15 protein-coding genes are annotated in these 16,385 nt (G+C 71.4%); 4 read left to right on the forward strand and 11 right to left on the reverse strand.

Annotated elements, in window-relative coordinates:
- Positions 1 to 46: 46 nt before the first annotated feature.
- Positions 47 to 1,306: a glycosyltransferase family 2 protein gene (locus tag ASE15_RS18505; RefSeq protein WP_056764980.1), complete on the reverse strand. Its 1,260-nt coding sequence runs from the start codon at positions 1,304 to 1,306 to the stop codon at positions 47 to 49.
- Positions 1,303 to 2,310, reverse strand: coding sequence for a phosphodiester glycosidase family protein (locus tag ASE15_RS18510; RefSeq protein ID WP_082618594.1), 1,008 nt, complete (start codon positions 2,308 to 2,310; stop codon positions 1,303 to 1,305). The genes ASE15_RS18505 and ASE15_RS18510 overlap by 4 nt, the downstream gene beginning before the upstream one ends.
- Positions 2,311 to 2,513: 203 nt before the next feature.
- On the opposite strand from ASE15_RS18510, the gene ASE15_RS18515 reads away from it, so the two are divergent.
- Positions 2,514 to 2,957 (forward strand): hypothetical protein, encoded by a 444-nt coding sequence (locus tag ASE15_RS18515; RefSeq protein ID WP_157257392.1) that lies wholly within the window; start codon positions 2,514 to 2,516, stop codon positions 2,955 to 2,957.
- Between the two features lie 218 nt (positions 2,958 to 3,175).
- Here the strand turns inward: ASE15_RS18515 and ASE15_RS18520 are convergent, their stop codons facing one another.
- The 6 genes from ASE15_RS18520 to ASE15_RS18545 form a co-directional block, all read right to left on the reverse strand.
- The gene (locus ASE15_RS18520) at positions 3,176 to 5,110 is read right to left on the reverse strand and encodes an ABC transporter ATP-binding protein (RefSeq protein WP_369800648.1); all 1,935 of its coding nucleotides are present in this window, start codon (positions 5,108 to 5,110) and stop codon (positions 3,176 to 3,178) included.
- A gap of 200 nt (positions 5,111 to 5,310) precedes the next feature.
- The gene (locus ASE15_RS18525) at positions 5,311 to 7,050 is read right to left on the reverse strand and encodes an ABC transporter ATP-binding protein (RefSeq protein ID WP_056647106.1); all 1,740 of its coding nucleotides are present in this window, start codon (positions 7,048 to 7,050) and stop codon (positions 5,311 to 5,313) included.
- Between the two features lie 146 nt (positions 7,051 to 7,196).
- A complete protein-coding gene (locus ASE15_RS18530) occupies positions 7,197 to 7,970 on the reverse strand; it encodes a TetR/AcrR family transcriptional regulator (protein WP_157257393.1) in 774 nt (257 codons plus the stop codon).
- Between the two features lie 128 nt (positions 7,971 to 8,098).
- Positions 8,099 to 9,334, reverse strand: coding sequence for an SPFH domain-containing protein (locus tag ASE15_RS18535; protein WP_056764982.1), 1,236 nt, complete (start codon positions 9,332 to 9,334; stop codon positions 8,099 to 8,101).
- Positions 9,335 to 9,404: 70 nt separating this feature from the next.
- Entirely contained in the window at positions 9,405 to 9,854 is a 450-nt protein-coding gene (locus ASE15_RS18540; protein ID WP_056647117.1) for an NfeD family protein, read from the reverse strand.
- A gap of 157 nt (positions 9,855 to 10,011) precedes the next feature.
- Positions 10,012 to 10,797: an ABC transporter ATP-binding protein gene (locus ASE15_RS18545; RefSeq protein WP_056764985.1), complete on the reverse strand. Its 786-nt coding sequence runs from the start codon at positions 10,795 to 10,797 to the stop codon at positions 10,012 to 10,014.
- A gap of 27 nt (positions 10,798 to 10,824) precedes the next feature.
- On the opposite strand from ASE15_RS18545, the gene ASE15_RS18550 reads away from it, so the two are divergent.
- Complete coding sequence (locus ASE15_RS18550; RefSeq protein ID WP_056764988.1) at positions 10,825 to 11,664, forward strand: hypothetical protein; 840 nt, start codon at positions 10,825 to 10,827, stop codon at positions 11,662 to 11,664.
- On the opposite strand, the gene glgA is transcribed toward ASE15_RS18550, so the two are convergent.
- On the reverse strand, positions 11,628 to 12,848 hold the full coding sequence (gene glgA / locus ASE15_RS18555) for a glycogen synthase (RefSeq protein ID WP_056647127.1): 1,221 nt from the start codon (positions 12,846 to 12,848) through the stop codon (positions 11,628 to 11,630). The genes ASE15_RS18550 and glgA overlap by 37 nt on opposite strands.
- Before the next feature lie 136 nt (positions 12,849 to 12,984).
- Here glgA and ASE15_RS18560 point away from each other — a divergent pair, with 136 nt between their 5' ends.
- Together ASE15_RS18560 and serB are read left to right on the forward strand one after the other, a co-directional pair.
- Positions 12,985 to 14,223, forward strand: coding sequence for a glucose-1-phosphate adenylyltransferase (locus ASE15_RS18560; protein WP_056647129.1), 1,239 nt, complete (start codon positions 12,985 to 12,987; stop codon positions 14,221 to 14,223).
- On the forward strand, positions 14,216 to 14,893 hold the full coding sequence (serB, locus tag ASE15_RS18565; protein WP_255354362.1) for a phosphoserine phosphatase SerB: 678 nt from the start codon (positions 14,216 to 14,218) through the stop codon (positions 14,891 to 14,893). The genes ASE15_RS18560 and serB overlap by 8 nt, the downstream gene beginning before the upstream one ends.
- Positions 14,894 to 14,984: 91 nt before the next feature.
- On the opposite strand, the gene ASE15_RS18570 is transcribed toward serB, so the two are convergent.
- Together ASE15_RS18570 and fabI are read right to left on the reverse strand one after the other, a co-directional pair.
- Positions 14,985 to 15,554, reverse strand: coding sequence for a histidine phosphatase family protein (locus ASE15_RS18570; protein ID WP_322788294.1), 570 nt, complete (start codon positions 15,552 to 15,554; stop codon positions 14,985 to 14,987).
- Positions 15,555 to 15,568: 14 nt separating this feature from the next.
- Positions 15,569 to 16,336: an enoyl-ACP reductase FabI gene (fabI, locus tag ASE15_RS18575; protein ID WP_056647143.1), complete on the reverse strand. Its 768-nt coding sequence runs from the start codon at positions 16,334 to 16,336 to the stop codon at positions 15,569 to 15,571.
- Positions 16,337 to 16,385: the final 49 nt, after the last annotated feature.

The following is a 16,385-nucleotide window of genomic DNA, read 5'->3' on the forward strand; positions in this document are numbered from 1 at the left end:
CTGCGCCGAGCACGAGGTTGCGGTCGTTCTGACGACCTTCGCGACCTCAACCTCGTGGTCGAGCGCGCGGAACCTCGTGCTCGGTGACCGGCCGCACGGCGGCAGCGACGCTCCCGCTCGCTCCGGACCGTCGGGACCGTCCGACCACCGGAGCACCGTCCGGAGTGCCGTCCGGTGCGGTCCGGACTATCTGGGTCGCGGGCCCCGTCGTGTCCGTCGGCACCCCCGGGCGGAACACCACGCGCCTCTGCACCTGATAGCTCGTCGCGAACAGCAGCACCTCGGTCACGACCTTGGCAGGCAGCAGCGCGAGCCCCAGCCCGGTCAGACCCCAGAGCGCCCCGTACCCGGCGGCCAGCAGCCCTACCGCGAGCGCCGCGTACCGCAGCGCGGCCCCCCGTCCATGACCGCGGCCGCGCCCGCTGTCGCCCGCAGCACCAGCACCAGCACCAGCACCAGCACCAGCACCAGCACCAGCACCAGCAAACACCCGCCGGTTCACCACGAAGTTCACGGCCCCGCTGACCCCGCGCGCACCCACGACGGACACCAGCAGGGACCCGGTCACGGCGTCGAGCACGAGCAGGGCCGCGGTGTCGATCCCGAACGCGAGGAGCGACGACAGCGAGAACGCGAGCAGCGGCGCGTAGATGCGGGCCGAGTCGGCGAGGGGCCGGAAGTGCGAGGACGCGTTGTCGTCGAGGTAGATGGTCTCGATCTCGACCTCGACCACGGGTCGCCCCTCGCGCGCCGCGGCCAGCAGCACGTTGAGCTCGTACTCGTACCGGTCGCCGCGCACGTCGAGGAGCCACCCGATCATCGAGGCGGGGTACCCGCGCAGGCCGGTCTGGGTGTCCTGGACCCGTAGCCCGGTCGCCGCGTGGAACAGCCACCGGGTCACGGTGTTGCCGAGCCGGCTGCGCACGGGCACGTCCCCGGCGAACGCGCGCGCCCCGAGGACCATGACCCCCTCGCCGGCGGACACCCGCTCCCCGACCCGCAGGACGTCAGCGACGCCGTGCTGCCCGTCGGCGTCGGCGCACACCACGTCCTGGCCGGGCCAGCGCCGCGCGACCTCGGCGAACCCGCGCCGCAGCGCCGCGCCCTTGCCGCGATTGGCGGCGAACCCGACGACGACCGCCCCGACGCGAGCGACGTCGTCGAGCACGGGGCGGAACCTCGGCCCGCTGCCGTCGTCGACCACGACGATCCCCTGCACAGCGCCCGTGGCACGCAGCTCGGCGACCAGCCGCACGAGCGTCGAGTCCGGCTCGTAGGCCGGGACCAGCACGATCACGGCCGTCACTCCCCGACGTACAGGATGTCGGAGGTGCCCCGCTCGGCGCCGCGGCCGAGGGGGTCGTTGACGAGCTCGCCGTCGTAGTACATGGTCGACGAGCCGCCGCCGTCGAGGTTGTACGCGGTCGTGGCCCCCAGGCCCTGCATGATCTCGGCGAGCCCGGTCATGGTGACGCCGCGGCTGTACCCGGTGCTGCGTCCGTCGACCACGACGAAGACCAGGTGGTTCGCGTCGATCACGCCCACGGCGGTGCGGGGCTGCTCGCCCTGGATCGAGTGGTTGCCGACGTTGGTGTCGACCTCGACGCCGTCGATCCCGTCGACGACCTCTCCGTCGTCGAGCAGCGCGGGCCCGAACGACAGCGTGTTCCACACGCCCACGTCCACGAGCTCCTGGGCGGTCGTGGTCGTCTCGTCGTAGATCTCGACGGTCCCGTCGCGGTAGAACGCGAGGCCCTCGCGCGCGCCTTCGTCGCGGTAGACGACGCCGTTGCGGATCACGATGCCCGTGGACCGGAACCCGTAGTAGTCGCCGTTGATCGCGAAGAGCGCGGCGTTGTCGGCCGCGATGTCGGAGGTCTTCTCGGTGATGTTCTCGCCGTACGCGTCCTGGGCGAACGCCGAGCGCAGGTCGGTCGCGTCCCCCAGGACGACGTCCGCGACGTAGTACGTCACGGTGTCGTCCCCCGTCCCCTCGACGACCTGGCGCACGCTCACGCTCGTCCCGTCGGAGGCCGCGCTCGTGCCCGCGCTCGAGGTGCCCGACGACGTCGCCGCCTCCGCGGAGCCGCTCGCCGAGGCCTGGCTCGCCTCGTAGGCCGAGACGTCGGCGATCTCGACGTGCTCGACGACGAACCGGTCGAGCGCCCAGGCGGTCGTCCCGCCGAGGGCCAGGGTGAGCGCCAGCCCGCCGGCGAGCAGTACCCGTCGTCGGCGCCGTCGGGGTGTCGGCGCGACGACCGAGGGCTCGGGGGCGGACGAGGTGCTGGGGTGCGGTTCGTGGAAGGTCATGCCTCCGGTCTACGGACCCGGTGTGTGCCCTCCGCAGGTGCCGGCTGAGGGGTCGCTGTGAGGCCCGACCTGACAGCACCGCGTGATCCCGATCACGAGGGATCGCTCCCAGGAGGACCTCGGAATGAGACGTCGCTCACTCTTGGACATCCGTCCCCCTTATGCATACTTTCACCCGGGTTCCCGCGTGATTTCATGGATCCATGAGAAAGCAGATGCTGGCACTTGCGGCTGTGGGCGCTATCGCGCTCCTGAGCGCGTGCGCGACCGACACGGCAACCGACAGCGGTTCCTCGCCCGACGAGACCCCCACGGGCGCCACGAGCGCCGAGGTGTGCGCGAAGTACTTCGACGGCGGTGACCAGTCGCTCGCGCAGCGCGTCACCGACGAGCTCGAGTACGACATGACCGCCCTCACCGAGGACGAGTCGAACGCCATGCGCAGCACCAACATCCAGCTCGAGGCCGTCCTGCGCCTCGCTGGTCCGGAGGACGCCAACGCCCTCATCAGCAGCATCAAGACCCCGTTCCAGATGGCCGACGACCTCTTCAAGGGCACGGGCGACAGCATCGACACGACGGGCGTCACCGAGGCCGTGGCCGAGCTCGAGTCGCTCTGCGCCGGCGCGGGCTACACCGCTTCCTGACGCTCCACCCCAGATCACGCCCGCGACCCGGGCGACACCTCGAACGCCGGTCCCGCCCAGAAGGCGGTGCCGGCGTTCGTCGTCCGACGGCACGGGGCCTGTCACACCGGTACGGGCCCGTCACACGGCGAGGCCCCGGCGACGACGTCACCGGGGCCCCACGGGTCACCGCCTCAGGCGGTCACCCTCACGCGTCACCGCCTCGCACGGTCACGAGGTCACCGGGTCATCTCGCCCTCGACGGCCTCCTCGACCGCCGCGGCCGCGAACTGGCTCTCGTAGAGCCGCGCGTACGCGCCGCCCTTCTCGATGAGCACCTCGTGGTTGCCCATCTCGACGATCGCGCCGTCCTCCATGACGAGGATGACGTCGGCGTCGCGGATCGTCGACAACCGGTGCGCGATCACGAACGAGGTCCTCCCGGCACGCAGCGCGTTCATGGCCTGCTGCACGAGCACCTCGGTCCGGGTGTCGACCGAGCTGGTCGCCTCGTCGAGGATGAGGATCGCCGGGTCGGCGAGGAACGCGCGTGCGATCGTCAGGAGCTGCTTCTCGCCCGCGCTCACGCCCGAACCCTCGTCGTCGATCACGGTCGCGTAGCCGTCGGGCAGCGTGCGCACGAACGGGTCCACGTGCGTGGCACGCGTCGCCTCGAGGAACTGCTCCTCGGTGACCTCGACGCCGTCGGGCACGCCGTAGCGCAGGTTCTCCTCGATGGTGCCCTTGAAGAGCCAGGTGTCCTGCAGGACCATGCCGATGTTGGACCGCAGCCCGTCCCGGCTCATGGTCCGGACGTCGACGCCGTCGAGCGTGATGCGCCCGCCGTCGACCTCGTAGAACCGCATGATGAGGTTCACGAGCGTCGTCTTGCCGGCTCCCGTGGGTCCGACGATCGCGACGGTCTGGCCGGGCTCGGCCACGATCGACAGGTCGTCGATCAGCGGGCGGTCGGGCACGTAGCGGAACGAGACGTCCTCGAACGCGACCCGGCCCTGCACGTCCGTGACGACGGCCGCGGGCGAGGGGTCCGGGGACTGCTCCTCGGCGTCGAGCAGCTCGAACACGCGCTCCGCGGAGGCGACGCCCGACTGCAGGAGGTTCATCATCGACGCGATCTGCGTGATGGGTTGCGTGAACTGGCGCGAGTACTGGATGAACGCCTGGACGTCACCCAGCGACAGGGTTCCCGACGCGACGCGCAGGCCGCCGACCACGGCCACGATCACGTAGTTGAGGTTCGCGACGAAGCCCATCGCGGGCTGGATGATCCCGGAGATGAACTGCGCCTTGAAGCTCGCCTCGTAGAGCTCGGCGTTCTCGGTCTCGAACGTGTCGACGGCCGTCTGCTGGTGGCCGTAGACCTTGACGAGCGCGTGGCCCGTGTACATCTCCTCGACGTGCGCGTTGAGGCGCCCGGTCGCGGCCCACTGCTTGATGAACTGCGGCTGCGAGCGCTTGGCGATCAGGGCCGTGACGAGCACCGAGAGCGGCACGGTCACGAGCGCGATGACCGCGAGCAGCGGCGAGATCCAGAACATCATGGCGAGCACGCCGACCACGGTCAGGACCGAGGTCACGAGCTGCGACAGCGTCTGCTGGAGGGTCTGCGCGACGTTGTCGATGTCGTTGGTGACGCGGCTGAGGACCTCGCCCTTCTTCTGCCGGTCGAAGTACGACAGCGGCAGGCGACCGAGCTTGGCCTCGACCTCGGCGCGCAGGCGGCGCACCGTGCGCTGGACCACGGACGTGGTCACGCGACCCTGGATCCACCCGAACAGGAAGGACCCGACGTAGATCGCGAGGACCAGCAGCAGGATCGTGCGCAGGGCCGCGAAGTCGATGCCCTGGCCGGGCACGACGTCCATGGCCGCGAGCATGTCGGCCTGCGTGCCCTGGCCGTTGGCGCGCAGGTTCTCGACGGCCTGCGCCTTGGTCACGTCCGCGGGCATCTGCGAGCCGATCACGCCCGCGAAGATCACGTTGGTGCCGTTGCCGAGGAGCTTGGGGCCCAGCACGGCGAGGGTCACGGACAGGATCGACAGGACCGTGATGACGACGACGGCGAGCCGCTCGACACGCAGGTAGCCCGCGAAGCGCTTGAGCGAGCCCGTGAAGTCCATGGCCTTCTCGGTGGGCATGCCCATGCCGCCCATGGGGCCGTGGCCGCCGCCCTGCGGGCGTCCCTTGAGGCGTGTGGTGGACAGGTCGGGCTTGTCGCCCGCAGCGTCCACCCCGTCCTGGGGTTCCGGAGCGTCGTGCGTCGGCGCGCCGTCCTGCACACCGCCCGACGACGTCACGAAGGTCTCGGCGTTCTTGTCGCCCGGGTTGTCGCCAGGGCGGGGGGTCTGGGTGCTCATGCTGCCTCCTGCGCCGAGAGCTGCGAGTACACGATCTCCTGATATGTCTCGCACGTCTCCAGGAGCTCGTCGTGGGTGCCGGTGCCGACGATGCGCCCGTGCTCGAGCACGACGATCTGCTCGGCGTGGCGGATGGTCGCGACCCGCTGGGCGACCAGGAGGACCGTGGCCTCGCGGGTGCGGGGTGCGAGCGCGAGCCGCAGGGCGGCGTCGGTCGCGTAGTCGAGGGCCGAGAACGAGTCGTCGAACAGGTACACGCTGGGCTTGCGCACGATCGCCCGGGCGATCGCGAGCCGCTGGCGCTGGCCGCCCGAGAAGTTGGTGCCGCCCTGGGACACAGGGGCGTCGAGCTGTCCTTCGAGATGCTCGACGAAGTCGCGGGCCTGCGCGACCTCGAGCGCCTCCCAGACCTCCTCGTCGGTCGCGTCCTCCTTGCCGTAGCGCACGTTGTCGCGCACGGTCCCGGAGAACAGGTAGGCCTTCTGGGGGACGTAGCCGATCATCGACCACAGGTCCTGGAGCGCGACGTCGCGGACGTCGGTGCCGTCGATGCGGACCGAGCCCTTGGTCGCGTCGAAGAGCCGCGGGACGAGCTGGAGCAGCGTCGTCTTGCCCGATCCCGTGGACCCGATGATCGCGGTCGTGCCGCCGGGACGCGCCGTGAACGTGAGGTCGTGGAGCACGGGGTCCTCGGCACCGGGGTACCGGAAGTCGACGTCCTCGAACGTGATGACTCCGGTGCGGTCCTCGCGGGGCGCCAGGCGGACCGGCGTCGGGGACTCGACCACGGTGGTCTCGGTGTCGAGGACCTCGCCGATGCGCTCGGCCGAGACGGCCGCGCGCGGGACCATCATGAAGATCATGGTCGACATCATCACGGCCATGAGGATGTACATGATGTAGCTGAGGAACGCCGTGAGCGCCCCGATCTGCATCCCGTCCTGGACGCGGTACGCACCGAACCACAGGACCGCGACGCTGGTCGCGTTCATGACGAGCATGACGGTCGGGAACATCAGCGCCATGAGCTTGCCGACCCGCAGCGACGTGTCGTAGAGCCGGTCGTTGGCGACCGCGAAGCGCTCCTCCTCGCGACGCTCGCGCACGAAGGCCCGGATGACGCGGATACCGGAGATCTGCTCGCGCAGCACCCCGTTGATCGCGTCGATGCGCTTCTGCATCTTGCGGAAGTACGGCACCATGCGCGAGATGATCAGCCCCACGACGACCCCGAGCACGGGCACCACGACCAGGAGCAGCGCCGAGAGCTCGACGTCCTCCTGGAGCGCCATGATGACGCCGCCCACGAGCATGATGGGCGCCATGACCATGATGGTGAAGCCCATGAGCACCACCATCTGGACCTGCTGGACGTCGTTCGTGGTGCGGGTGATGAGCGACGGGGCACCGAGCACACCCATCTCCTGCGCGGAGAACGACTGGACGCGCGTGAAGAGCCCGTTGCGCACGTCGCGCCCGAACGACATGGCGACCTTGGCGCCGAAGTACACCGCGACGATCGCGCAGATCACCTGCCCGAGGCTGATCGCGAGCATGACGCCCCCCGTGCGCATGATGTAGGCGGTGTCGCCCTGCGTGACGCCCTTGTCGATGATGTCGGCGTTGAGGCTGGGCAGGTAGAGGGTCGCGATGGTCTGCACGAGCTGGAGCACGAGCAGGATCGATATGGGCGTCCAGTACGGGCGGAGGTAGGTCTTCAGGAGACGTTGGAGCATCTGGGGTGTCCTGTCGGAGGTGGGGGCGGGGCGAGCAGGTCTCAAGGTGCCCGACGGCGGAGCGCACGTCGAGCGATTTCGGCGACCTCGGCGAGAGGTCCAGCATGCGACGCCGCGGTGAGGTCCGCGACGGCAGGCCGGGCGCCTCAGGCGAGCGACGCCGTCGGGCCCGGGGCTGCAACGTGCGGGTCCGGCGGACGGACCGCCGCGTGGGGCGGGCCTACCGCGTGGGGCGGGCCCGCGCCCTGGCACGGCGCCTCGAGGACGCCGTGGAGGAACACGTCGACGATCTGGGTCGCGTCGAGCGGCCCGTCCTGGAACAGCAGCGGGCTCGCGTGGCCGTGCACGAGGAAGAAGAAGACGCTCGCGGCCACGCGGGGCTCGGTCCGCAGCTCGTCCGCGTACGGGACAAGGCTCGCCTCGATCGCCTCGACGATGTCCTGGACGGCCGACATCCGGGCGTCGCGGTGCGAGTCCGGGCCCTGCTTGCCATGGTTGCGGTGCACGTCGTCCCGGTGGCGACGGCGGGCGTCGCCCCCCGGACCGCCCGGCGGGCCGCCCCGGTCCCCCATGACCTGATGGGCGACCTGGACGATCTTGGCGGTCGCGCGCTGGCTGTCCTGGATCAGCTCGGCCAGGGCCGTGAGGGTCTCCGCGAGGGACCCGCGGTCGGCCGTCTCGCTGATCGCGCGCACGAGCGGCGCCGGGTCGAGCGCGGCCACGAGGGCCGCGTGGATCAGCTCGTCCTTGTCCTCGAACGCGCGGAAGAGCGTGCCCTCGGCGACGTCGGCCGCCTGGGCGATCTGCCGAGTCGTCACGGCCGAGCCGTAGCGCGCGAGCAGGGGGACGGTCGCGGCGGCGATCGCCGCGCGGCGGTCGTCACGGCTCATGGGTCGGGCGCGGCCCGAGGGGGTGCTCACGCCCTCGACCCTAAATGAGTGAGCACTCACTCGTCAAGGTTGCCCGACGCAACCAGATGCACGGACGCCCGAGGGGGCGCCGCGAGCGCGGCGCCCCCTCGGGCGTACGGTCCTGCTGTGGTGATGCCCTACGGGCGATCCTCCGGCGTCCCCTCGCCGGGCTCCGGCGCGTCGGTCGGGACCGCCGGCGGACCGAGCGGGCGCGGCGACGCGGTGCCCGGCTCCGGGGCCGGGGCGAAGCGCTGGCCGGGGCCCCCGGGGCGCTGCCCGCTCTCCGCCTGCGGGTCGAACGGCAGGCCCGAGTGCGTGCCCGCGCTCGTGGCGTCGGCCGTCGCGGCCTCGGCCTGACGACGGGCCTCGGCGAGCGCCTCGGCCGGGTCGACCAGTGCCGGGGTGCCGAACTTGACGCGGTCCCGGTCGCGCTCGCGGCGCGCCGCCTCGGAGGGCTCGTACCCTTCGCCGGACGGCGTGGGCGCACCGCCGCCGAAGCCCTGCGCGATGGATCCCAGCGCCGCGGTGAACTCGGTGGGGACGACCCACAGCTTGCTCGCGGTGCCGTCGGCGATCTTGGGCAGCATCTGCAGGTACTGGTAGGCGAGCAGCTTGGGGTCCGCGTCGCCCTCGTGGATCGCGTCGAAGACCTGCAGGATGGCCCGCGCCTCACCCTCGGCGTTCAGGATCGCGGCCTGCGCGTTGCCCTCTGCGCGCAGGATCGCGGCCTGCTTCTCGCCCTCTGCGGTCAGCACCTGGGACTGCTTGATGCCCTCGGCCGTGAGGATCGTGGCGCGACGGTCACGCTCGGCGCGCATCTGCTGCTCCATGGAGCCCTGCACGCTCGCGGGCGGGTCGATCGACTTGAGCTCGACGCGGTTGACGCGCACGCCCCAGCGCCCCGTCGCCTCGTCGAGCACGCCGCGGAGCTGGCCGTTGATCTGGTCGCGGCTCGTGAGGGTCTGCTCGAGGTCCATGGAGCCGACGACGTTGCGCAGCGTGGTGACCGTGAGCTGCTCGATGCCCTGGATGTAGTTGGCGATCTCGTAGACCGCCGACTTGGGCTCGGTGACCTGGAAGTAGATGACCGTGTCGATGCTGACCACGAGGTTGTCCGAGGTGATCACGGGCTGCGGGGGGAACGAGACCACCTGCTCGCGCAGGTCGACACCCGCACGCACGCGGTCCACGAACGGGATCAGCAGGTGCAGACCGGGCTCGAGCGTGCTCGAGTAGCGACCCAGCCGCTCGATGATCAGCGCAGTGGCCTGCGGGACGATCCGCACCGCCTTGACGAGCGCGATGATCACGAAAAGCAGGATCAGCCCGAGCACGATGTAGACGGCGATCATTCCGGGTTCTGGTTCAGTCATCGATCTTTCTCCTGAGGATGCTTCTCGGCGGAAGGGCGGGGCGGACGGAGCGACGGCTGGACGGACGGGCTCAGACGGTGTGGCTGTCGGAGGCGACCGACTGCACCACGGCCGTGGCCCCGTCGATGCGGACCACACGGACCTCGGTACCGGTCGCCAGCTCGGGCGACCCGTCCACGGTCCGGGCGCTCCAGATCTCGCCCTGGAGCTTGACGCGGCCGCCCAGCTCGGTCACCCGGGACACGACGACGGCGGACCGACCCACCTGGGCGGCGGCGCCGGTCTCGGTGAGCGGCATGCGGTGACGCAGGTGGCGCAGCAGCCACGGGCGCAGCGAGAACAGGAGAGCGGCCGAGACGACCGCGAAGGTGATGATCTGCAGCCACAGGGGACCGCCGGCCGCGTTGACCCCAGCGGCTGCGAACGCTCCCCCGGCGAACATGATGAGCACCAGGTCGAGCGAGATGATCTCGATCAGGACGAAGAGGAGACCTGCTCCGACCCACCACAACCAGTCCATGACGGTTCCTTCCGTCGTGCGGCTCGTCCTGCGCGTCGTGGACGCGTCGACATCACCTGCGTTGACACCACCTGCGTTCTTTGCCCAGATTTTACCGGAAGAACGAGTTCCGTGCACCTATCGGGCGTGTCGGACGCGGGGCGTCCGGGGCCGCGCGTCAGCGCGCTGCGCGCGCCATCCAGCGACCGCCGCCGTGCGCGACGAACAGGGGCAGCCCGAACGCCTCGCTCAGGTTCTCCGCCGTCAGGACCTCGTGCAACGGACCGGCGCGGTGGACGCCGCCGTCCTTGAGCAGCAGGACGTGCGTGAAGCCCGGCGGGATCTCCTCGACGTGGTGCGTCACGAGGACCAGCACGGGCGAGGCAGGGTCCGCAGCAAGCTCCGAGAGTGCCCCGACGAGCTCCTCGCGCCCGCCCAGGTCCAGGCCGGCGGCGGGCTCGTCGAGCAGCAGCAGCTCCGGGTCGGTCATGAGCGCGCGGGCGATCTGCACGCGCTTGCGCTCACCCTCGCTCAGCGTGCCGAACAGTCGGTCGGCCAGCGGCAGCACGTCGAAGGCCGCGAGCAGGTCGTCGGCACGCTCGGTGTCGAACTCCTCGTACGTCTCCGTCCAGCGGCCCGTGACGCCGTAGGCCGCGGTGACCACCACGTTGCGGACGGTCTCCGAGGCCGGGATCTGCTCCGCGAGCGCCGCGCTCGCCAGGCCGATGCGGGGCCGCAGCCCGAACACGTCGGTGCGGCCCATCCGCTCGCCGAGCAGGTCCGCGCTGCCCGCGGTGGGGTGCATGCGTGCTGCCGCGATCTGCAGCAGGGTCGTCTTGCCCGCGCCGTTGCGGCCCAGGATCACCCACCGCTCGCCCTCGTTCACCTGCCAGTCCACGGAGTCGAGGATGGTCTTCGTGCCACGGCGCACCGTGACTGCCTGCAGGTCCAGAACCGAGCTCATGGGACACGACCCTATAGGTTGGCGGACGTGGAATCCCACTCTGCCCTCGCGCTCCCCCGTACCGTCGTCCTCGCCCTGTGGTCGCAGGCGCTCGGCCCGCAGGCCGACGAGCCGGTCGATCCCGACGGCCCCGGCACGGCCCTCGTGCGCCGCGCGGTCGCCGCGGTGCGGCTCGACGACGAACCGCACACGGTCGAGGGCGACGGGACGGCCTCGACCCTGACCGACCTGGTCGCCCGCTGGACCCGTTCGCGGTTCGAGGTGTGCGCGGTGCTGCCGGCCCCCGGCGACCCGCTCGGCGTGCCGTCGGTCGTGAGCGCCGACGCGACCGACGCCGAGGAGTGCCTGCTCGTGCAGTCCCCCGAGGGCGCCTGGGCGCTCGTGCCCGAGGTCACGGCGTTCGGGAGCGTCTACGAGACGGGGCACCTCGTCACGTGGCGCATGACGCCCGTGCCGACGTGGCGCACCCAGGTGCTCGCCGCCGTCGGGACCCTCGCGGACGCCGAGCGCGACCTGCGCGTGGCCCTGCTCACCGCGACCGAGGCCCTGGCCTCGCTCGACGTCGCCCGCTGGCGCGAGGACGCGGCCGAGACGATCGCGTCGCTGCGGTCCACGACTCCCCCGGACTGGCCGCTGCCCGCGGCCCGCTCGGAGTCGGACGCGCGCCGCGTGCGCGTGCTCGCCCAGGCCGCGCGGCTGCGGGCCATCGTGGACCTGGCCACGGCCGACGACGGCGGCGCGGTCAACCTCTGGCAGGCCGACCAGCGCTCGACCGCCCTGCGCGAGGTCGACCGTGCCGCGCGGCGGGCCATGTCCGCCGCGACGGCCCGCTACGCGGCGGGACCGGACCCGAGCACGCTGCGGTAGACCTCGAGCGTGCGGTCCGCGATCGCGTCCCACGCGAAGTGCTCCTCGACGCGCGTCCGGGCCGCTCGACCCATCTCGCGCGCCCGCTCCGGGTCGGAGACGACCGCGACGAGCGCAGCGGCGAGGTCGGCGACGAACGTGTCCGGGTCCACGGGCGTGCCCGTCCCGTCGTCGACCTGCTCGATCGGGACCAGGTGGCCCGTGACGCCGTCGTCGATGACCTCGGGGATGCCCCCGGTCGCCGAGCCGACGACGGGCAGGCCCACGGCCATGGCCTCGAGGTTCACGATCCCCAGCGGCTCGTAGACCGAGGGGCACACGAACACGGTCGAGGCCGCCAGGACCGCCACGAGCTCCTCGCGCGGGAGCATCTGCTCGATCCACACGACCCCGGTGCGCTGCTCGGCGAGGCGCGCGACGGCCTCGCTCACCTCGGTCGCGATCTCGGGGGTGTCGGGTGCGCCCGCGCACAGGATCAGCTGGACCTCCGGAGGGAGCTGAGCGGCCGCGCGCAGCAGGTACGGCAGGCCCTTCTGGCGCGTGATGCGCCCGACGAAGACCACGGCCGGGCGCTCGGGGTCGATCCCGAGGTCGCGGACCACGCGGTCCGCCGCGGCGACCTGCGCCTCGGAACCGGGGCGACGCCAGCCGTCGAGGTCGATCCCGTTGTGGACCACGTGCACCTTGGCCGGGTCGACGTCCGGGTAGCAGCGCAGGATGTCCGCGCGCATGCCCGCCGAGACCGCGATGATGCCGGCCGCGGCCTCGTAGGCCGTCTTCTCGGCCCAGCCCGACAGCGCGTAGCCGCCCCCGAGCTGCTCGGCCTTCCACGGTCGCAGCGGCTCGAGCGAGTGCGCGCTGAGGACGTGCGGGATCCCGTGCAGGAGCGAGGCCAGGTGGCCGCCGAGGTTCGCGTACCAGGTGTGCGAGTGCACGAGGTCGGCTCCTGCGACGTCGTCGGCCATCGCCAGGTCCACGCCGAACGTCCCCAGCACGGGGTTCGCCGAGGAGAGCGAGCCGGGCACCGAGTACCCCGTGACCCCCTCCTCGCTGCGGGGTCCGTCGAAGCTGCGCACGCGCACGTCGATGCGTTCGCGCAGCACACGGGACAGCTCGGCGACGTGGACGCCCGCGCCTCCGTAGACGTAGGGCGGGTACTCACGGGTCAGCAGGTCGACTCTCACGCGGCACACGCTAGCGCGCTCGGCAGGGCCCGTGCGCACGGCAGGCCGCCCGCGACGCTCTCGCACCGCGAATCACCCGCGACCAACACGTGGTTCGGTCCCCACGAACACCGGCCGAGGCCATAAGGTTCTGCCCATGGCCGCCCCACGTGTCCTCGCAATCGTCCTCGCCGGTGGCGAGGGCAACCGGCTCATGCCGCTCACCGCCCACCGCGCCAAGCCGGCCGTCCCGTTCGGCGGTATCTACCGCCTGGTCGACTTCGCGCTGTCGAACCTGGTGAACTCGCACTACCTGCACATCGTCGTGCTGACGCAGTACAAGTCCCACAGCCTCGACCGCCACATCACCAAGACGTGGCGCATGTCGTCGTTGCTCGGGAACTTCGTCGCGCCGGTGCCGGCGCAGCAGCGGGTGGGCAAGCACTGGTACCTCGGCAGCGCCGACGCGATCTACCAGTGCCTGAACATCATCGAGGACGAGCGCCCCGACATCGTCGTGGTCGTCGGTGCGGACCACGTGTACCGCATGGACTTCTCCCAGATGGTCGACGCCCACATCGCGTCGGGGGCCGAGCTGACCGTCGCGGGCATCCGCCAGCCCATCTCGATGGCCGACCAGTTCGGGGTCATCGACACGGACCCCGAGGACCCCACCAAGATCCGCGCGTTCCTCGAGAAGCCGACCGACCCGGTCGGGCTCGCGGACTCGCCGCTCGAGGTCCTGGCGTCCATGGGCAACTACGTCATCAACGCCGACGCGCTCGTCGCGGCCGTCACGGCGGACGCGACCGACCCGGACTCGCGCCACGACATGGGCGGAGACATCGTCCCGGCCTTCGTCGCGCGCGGCACGGCCGGTGTCTACGACTTCATCCGGAACGACGTCCCGGGCTCCACGGACCGCGACCGCGACTACTGGCGCGACGTCGGGACGCTCGACGCGTACTACGACGCGAACAAGGACCTCATCTCGATCACGCCGGTCTTCAACCTCTACAACGACGAGTGGCCGCTGCACACCGGGTACGTGGGCCTGCCGCCCGCGAAGTTCGTCCACTCGGGGCAGGGCCGCCTGGGTCACGCCGCGGACTCGCTCGTCTCCCCCGGCGTCATCATCTCCGGAGCCACCGTGGTGGGCTCGGTCCTGTCCCCCGGCGTCTACCTGCACTCCTGGTCGTCGGTGTCCGACTCCGTCCTCATGGACGGGGTCCAGGTCGAGCGGCACGCCCAGGTCCACCGCGCGATCCTCGACAAGAACGTGATCGTCACCGAGCGCGCCCGCATCGGGCTCGACCCGGCACAGGACCGCGCCCGTGGGTTCACCGTCACCGAGTCGGGCATCACCGTCGTCCCCAAGGGAACCATCGTTGAATAGCACTGCCGCCCGTCCTGACGTCTCGACCCGCCGGCTGGTGGTCATGGACGTCGACTCGACCCTCATCACGCAGGAGGTCATCGAGCTCCTGGCGGACCACGCCGGGACCCGCGAGCTCGTCACCGAGGTCACCGAGCGCGCCATGCGCGGCGAGATCGACTTCGGCGAGTCCCTGCGCGAGCGGGTCGCGACGCTGGCCGGGGTCCCGGTCAGCGCGTTCGAGGACGTGCTCGAACGGGTCACGCTCACGCCCGGCGCCCGCGAGCTGGTCGCCGAGCTCCAGGGCCGGGGCTGGACCGTGGCCCTGGTCTCCGGGGGCTTCGAGGAGATCGTCGCCCCGCTGGCCGCGAGCCTCGGGATCACGCACTTCCGGGCGAACCGGCTCGAGGTCGTGGACGGCCTGCTCACGGGCAGGACGACCGGCCCCGTGATCGACCGCGCGACCAAGGAGGTCACGCTGCGCGAGCTCGCCGCCAGCGAGGGCGTGGACATGGCGGACACCGTCGCGATCGGCGACGGCGCGAACGACCTCGACATGATCGGCGCGGCCGGGATCGGGATCGCGTTCGCGGCCAAGCCCGTCGTGGTCGCCCAGGCACCCTTCTCCGTCCCGGGTCCGCGCCTCGACGCGGTGCTGGAGATCATCGACGCATCGCGCCGGACCGCCTGAGGATCACCCCGGACCGCGCGCAGGTACGACGAAGCCCCTTCCTCCCGTCGATCGGGTGGAAGGGGCTTCGTGCTTCGCGCGGTGCGCGCCTTCAGCTCGAGGGACGCCCGACGTACGACAGGTTCGCGACCGCGCCGTCCCACTCGCCCCACGGGGTCGAGGACTCCAGGACGCTGTACGTCGCCGTGGGGACCCCCACCCGGACCTGGGCGAGCGCGCCCGAGTCCGAGCCGGGGCCGGCCAGGTGCGCCGCGGTCGCTGCCATGGTCGGCTCGTGACCGACCACCAGGAGCGTGCGCACCCGGGAGTCGGCCCCTCGGACCATGTCCAGCACGTCCCGCACGCCCGCGGCGTACAGGGTGTCCGTCACCACGACCTCCGGGGCGACGTCACCCAGGTGCGCCGCGAGGAGGTCCCACGTCTGGCGCGTGCGCAGGGCAGAAGAGCACAGGACGAGCTCGGGGACGAGCGCGGAGTGCGCCAGCGCGGCACCGACCCGGCCGGCCTGACGCCGGCCGTTGAGCGCCAGCGGGCGCAGGACGTCGTCGACTCCGCCGGCAGGCTCCGCCTTGGCGTGCCGGAGCAGCACCAGGCGGTGCGTACCGCCCGCCGCCCCGGAACCGGCGGCGTCGGACGCCACCGACGATCTGCCGTCTCGCACGTTCGCCCCTCTCGTCACAGCCCCATGGCGTGCACGCCGCCGTCGACGTGCACGATCTCCCCCGTGGTCGCCGGGAACCAGTCTGACAGCAGCGCGACGACCGCGCGTGCAGCGGGCTCCGCGGTCAGCTGGTCCCAGCCGAGCGGTGCGCGCGTGGGCCAGCCGTCCTCCATCTGCTCGAACCCGGGGATCGACTTCGCCGCGGTGGTGCGGATGGGGCCCGCGGAGACGAGGTTGGTGCGGATCCCCTCCGGGCCGAGGTCGCGCGCGAGGTAGCGGTTCGCCGACTCGAGCCCGGCCTTCGCGACGCCCATCCAGTCGTACACGGGCCACGCGAACTGCGCGTCGAACGTGAGCCCGACGACGGCACCACCGTTGGTCATGAGCGGCTTGGCGGCCACGGCGAGGGACTTGTAGGAGAAGGTCGAGACCTGCAGCGCGGTCGCGACGTCCTCCCAGGTCGCGGAGAGGAAGTTGCCGCCCATGACACTCTGGGGGGCGAAACCGATCGAGTGCACGACGCCGTCGAGCGTGTCCACGTGCTCGCGGACCGCGTCGGCCAGGCCTGCCAGGTCCTCCTCGTTCGTCACGTCGAGCTGGACGACGGGCGCCTCGACCGGCAGACGCTTGGCGAACGCCTGCGTGAGCTTCATCTGGCGACCGAACGAGGAGAGCACGACCGTGGCCCCCTCCTCCTGCGCGAGCCGGGCCGCGTGGAACGCGATCGAGGAGTCGGTGAGGACGCCGGTGATCAGGAGCTTCTTGCCTTCGAGCAGACCCATCAGATTCTTCTTCCGTTCTTTCGTCGTGCGCTGCTTGAGCGTACTCATG

The sequence above is a fragment of the Oerskovia sp. Root22 genome (genome assembly GCF_001429135.1).
Classification (GTDB): domain Bacteria; phylum Actinomycetota; class Actinomycetes; order Actinomycetales; family Cellulomonadaceae; genus Oerskovia; species Oerskovia enterophila.

Coding starts and splice junctions, on each gene's coding strand:
- ASE15_RS18515 (WP_157257392.1), top strand. CDS start 2,514: ATGAGAAAGCAGATGCTGGCACTTGCGGCTGTGGGCGCTATCGCGCTC.
- ASE15_RS18510 (WP_082618594.1), bottom strand. CDS start 2,310: ATGACCTTCCACGAACCGCACCCCAGCACCTCGTCCGCCCCCGAGCCC.
- fabI (WP_056647143.1), bottom strand. CDS start 16,336: ATGGGTCTGCTCGAAGGCAAGAAGCTCCTGATCACCGGCGTCCTCACC.
- ASE15_RS18525 (WP_056647106.1), bottom strand. CDS start 7,050: ATGCTCCAACGTCTCCTGAAGACCTACCTCCGCCCGTACTGGACGCCC.
- ASE15_RS18545 (WP_056764985.1), bottom strand. CDS start 10,797: ATGAGCTCGGTTCTGGACCTGCAGGCAGTCACGGTGCGCCGTGGCACG.
- ASE15_RS18560 (WP_056647129.1), top strand. CDS start 12,985: ATGGCCGCCCCACGTGTCCTCGCAATCGTCCTCGCCGGTGGCGAGGGC.
- ASE15_RS18535 (WP_056764982.1), bottom strand. CDS start 9,334: ATGACTGAACCAGAACCCGGAATGATCGCCGTCTACATCGTGCTCGGG.
- ASE15_RS18520 (WP_369800648.1), bottom strand. CDS start 5,110: ATGGGCGGCATGGGCATGCCCACCGAGAAGGCCATGGACTTCACGGGC.
- ASE15_RS18540 (WP_056647117.1), bottom strand. CDS start 9,854: ATGGACTGGTTGTGGTGGGTCGGAGCAGGTCTCCTCTTCGTCCTGATC.